The following is a 2,841-nucleotide window of genomic DNA, read 5'->3' on the forward strand; positions in this document are numbered from 1 at the left end:
TTGTGCGGGGCTCGAATTGCTCCGCAATTCGGCCTGACGGAATTCGCTCCGCGAATTCCTCCGGGGGCCCTCGACAGAACCGAGTCGGCGCCTTAGTAGTGAAGTTGACGCTGCGTCAGAAAGAAATAGCTTGGCTCAACTCTATTTGACTTCACTGGGGTTGCCTGGAGTTCCTGTGGGATTGCTACCACATTGACTTAGGAAGTCGACTGTCTCATAAGGGAGTTCGGGTTTACAACCCCAGAGATGGCCGCTCGAGAGGGCTTCAGGTTGTGCCGAGGCCGAGGTCGTGAGAGCTGAAGCAGGTGGGCAGAGGGTGCTGAGCGCTCGACGGTGGATTGGGCGAGAGAGGGGTGATTGAGGGGTGCGGAGAAGAGTGAGGGAGGAGGCCTCAGCCACTAAGAGGGTACGGAGATGCGTTTATGCAGGTCAGAGAGCTAAAGGGAGGGTAGATGTGTCACCTCAGGAGGTGCAGAAGGTGATCGATGTGTATCTCCTGGGGAGTCACACCGCCTGGAGAATGTCAGCGAGACCGACACTTGAGGTGACGAAACGTCAGCCTCCCTGACGTTTCGTGAAACGGCCGGGGACTCAGGGGCAGTTGAGGCGGCGGCCGCCGGCGGGGACCGTCTGACGGTACGGGCAGCGAGGTTGTGTCCCCTCCGAAGGGACACAACACGCCGGAACGTCAGTGCCGCCGACATTTTTGTCGGCGGCACTGACATACTGCTACCGCCCAGTGATCATCAAAGTGTGGAGAGCAGCGTGTCAGCCGAGCCGCAGCGCCGCCGTTCAGTCCCGAAGCGTGCGACGCGTCCGAAGCCGCCTGCGGACGCCGCCCTGCAGGCGTGGGGGCAGCCGGTTGCCCCCGTACGGAACCTGGATGAGGTCGCGCGGCGGTACCCAGGGCGGAAGCTGACGCTGGGTGAGGAGCGCAAGGCACTGGAGTTCTACGGAGCTCCGGATCGGCCCAATGCGTTCTCTATGGACAGTCTCGAGTTTCTCTTCCTGATTGCCCAGTACTTCCGTGAGGCGCTGCCGCTGCGGCTCATCCTGCTGATGATTGCCTGTCAGAAGGCGGGTGGGCGGATTCATTTGACGCAGGAAGAGATGGCCACTGTCCTGGATGTGCACCGTGGAAAGGTGAACGAGGCGCTGCAGGAGATCATGGGGCATGGAATTGCCTTCAAGGTCCGTCGGGGTGTCTATCAATTCAATCCGCCGTACTCGTATCGGGTCGCTGAGTTCATCCCGGGCACGGAGACGTGTGGGACTGCCGGGGAGTACGTGAGGGTGGAGCAGTACGACCGGATTTCGGAGATCCGGAAGGACAAGGCTCTGCCGGACCTCGTACGCTTCCCCTCGCTGGAGCACATGCGGCAGGCGATCGAGGAAGTGCGCGAGCAGCGGGCTCGTGAGCGTGCTGCTCGCCGTCTCGCGCGGGAGCAGCGCCTGGAGGAAGGGGACGCACGGTGAGTACCTTGCGATTCGCCGCGGTCAATGCCGACGGCCTGCTGGCGGACCTGGATCTGCCGCCTGCGGCATACCGTGCCTTGCTCAAGCTGCGGGCGCTCAGTGAGGCCGGCGGCCGCATTGCGATTGATCAGGCCACCATCGGTGAGCTGTTGAACCTCAGCCGCCCCAGTGCGAACGCCGCGTTGCGCAGCCTGGAGCTGGCGAAGCTGGTCAAGAAGGTGCGGAACGGCATCTACCAGATCAACGCGATGCTGGCCGGCTACAACTCGCCTGAGGATGCCGTGGCCGCGGTGAAGGCGATGTCCTCCGACGAGCGGCTGGATGATCCGCACTTCGTCGACCGCTACCACCAGGCCGTGGACGAGTATGAGGACCAGCTCGCCGAGCAGCGGCGTAAGCGGGCTGCGAAGAAGGCCGCGGCTGCCAAGCGGCGGGGTGCGCTGCACGCCGTGAGCTGAGTTTCGCCTGCGGAGACTCAGAGGTCCGGCGGGGTTGGTAAGGAGTCCCGGCACGCACGGTGCCGGGACTTTGTTGAGGTTCTGGGGTCAGGCGGCGAAGCCGACGTTGGATACGTACTCGAACTGGCCCCAGTCCGAGCCGAGGTCGGCGATCTCGTCGACCCAGGCCTCGTCGAGCGCGCTGTCGTCGTCAGCGGCCCAGGCGTCGACGATGCGATCCCAGTGGCGGATGTTGAGCGTGCGGAACTGCAGGACGCGCTGGTGCGGGCGCGGCACTTGGGACTGGTTGAGGGGGTGCAGCTCGACGCGAGTTCCGCGGCCGCGGGCGTTGAGGCGGCCGAGGAGGTAGCGGGCGACGTTCTTGCGGCGCACCGCGCGATAGGCCGCGTCGACCTGCTCGAGGGACTTCTTTGAGGGCCCGCGTTTGCCGTCGAGCCAGGCCTTGAGGGTGCGGTCGGTGACGGTGAGTCCGGCGGCCCGGGCGGCTGTGCGGGCGTGGTCGGATTTGGTGAGGTAGTGCAGGCGGGCCATCAGGCCGCGCTTGGCGGTGACGGGGGTGGCGATGCCGCCGGCGAGGTCGTCGAGCTGGCGGGCGACGGCCTCGTGGCCCTTGATGCCGCGGGCTCCGTACTTGCCGAAGTCGATGTTGCGCTCGGGCACTTCGCTCTCCTTCCTCGCTCAGTCCTGGTCGGTGTCGTCGTCGGGGCCGACGGTGTAGTGGTCCTTGACCTTCACCTCGGTAACCCCGCGCCCCTCCGGGAAAACGGCCCGCCAGTCGCCGATGACGTGCAGTTCGTCGGTGCCCATCGCGCGGACGACGGTGAGGCCCTCGTCGTACGCCTTGTACGCCTTCATCCAGAGGTTGGAGAAGGCCTGGGAGCGGATGAGGTGCATCCAGTCGGGGCGG

3 protein-coding genes and 1 pseudogene are annotated in these 2,841 nt (G+C 65.0%); 2 read left to right on the forward strand and 2 right to left on the reverse strand.

Going from position 1 to position 2,841, the window contains the following annotated elements; all coding sequences use genetic code 11:
* Positions 1–765: 765 nt before the first annotated feature.
* Positions 766–1,476, forward strand: coding sequence for a hypothetical protein (locus IEY91_RS41380; protein WP_229697753.1), 711 nt, complete (start codon positions 766–768; stop codon positions 1,474–1,476).
* Positions 1,473–1,934, forward strand: a complete 462-nt coding sequence (locus IEY91_RS41385; RefSeq protein ID WP_189177901.1) for a MarR family transcriptional regulator — start codon at positions 1,473–1,475, stop codon at positions 1,932–1,934. The genes IEY91_RS41380 and IEY91_RS41385 overlap by 4 nt, the downstream gene beginning before the upstream one ends.
* A gap of 87 nt (positions 1,935–2,021) precedes the next feature.
* Here IEY91_RS41385 and IEY91_RS41390 read toward each other — a convergent pair whose 3' ends face one another.
* Both IEY91_RS41390 and IEY91_RS41395 read right to left on the reverse strand, forming a co-directional pair.
* A complete protein-coding gene (locus IEY91_RS41390) occupies positions 2,022–2,594 on the reverse strand; it encodes a transcriptional regulator (RefSeq protein ID WP_189177902.1) in 573 nt (190 codons plus the stop codon).
* 18 nt (positions 2,595–2,612) lie between these two features.
* Positions 2,613–2,841, reverse strand: a pseudogene (locus IEY91_RS41395) (transcriptional regulator); the annotation flags it as partial.

Source organism: Streptomyces lasiicapitis, assembly GCF_014646335.1.
Classification (GTDB): Bacteria; Actinomycetota; Actinomycetes; order Streptomycetales; family Streptomycetaceae; genus Streptomyces; species Streptomyces lasiicapitis.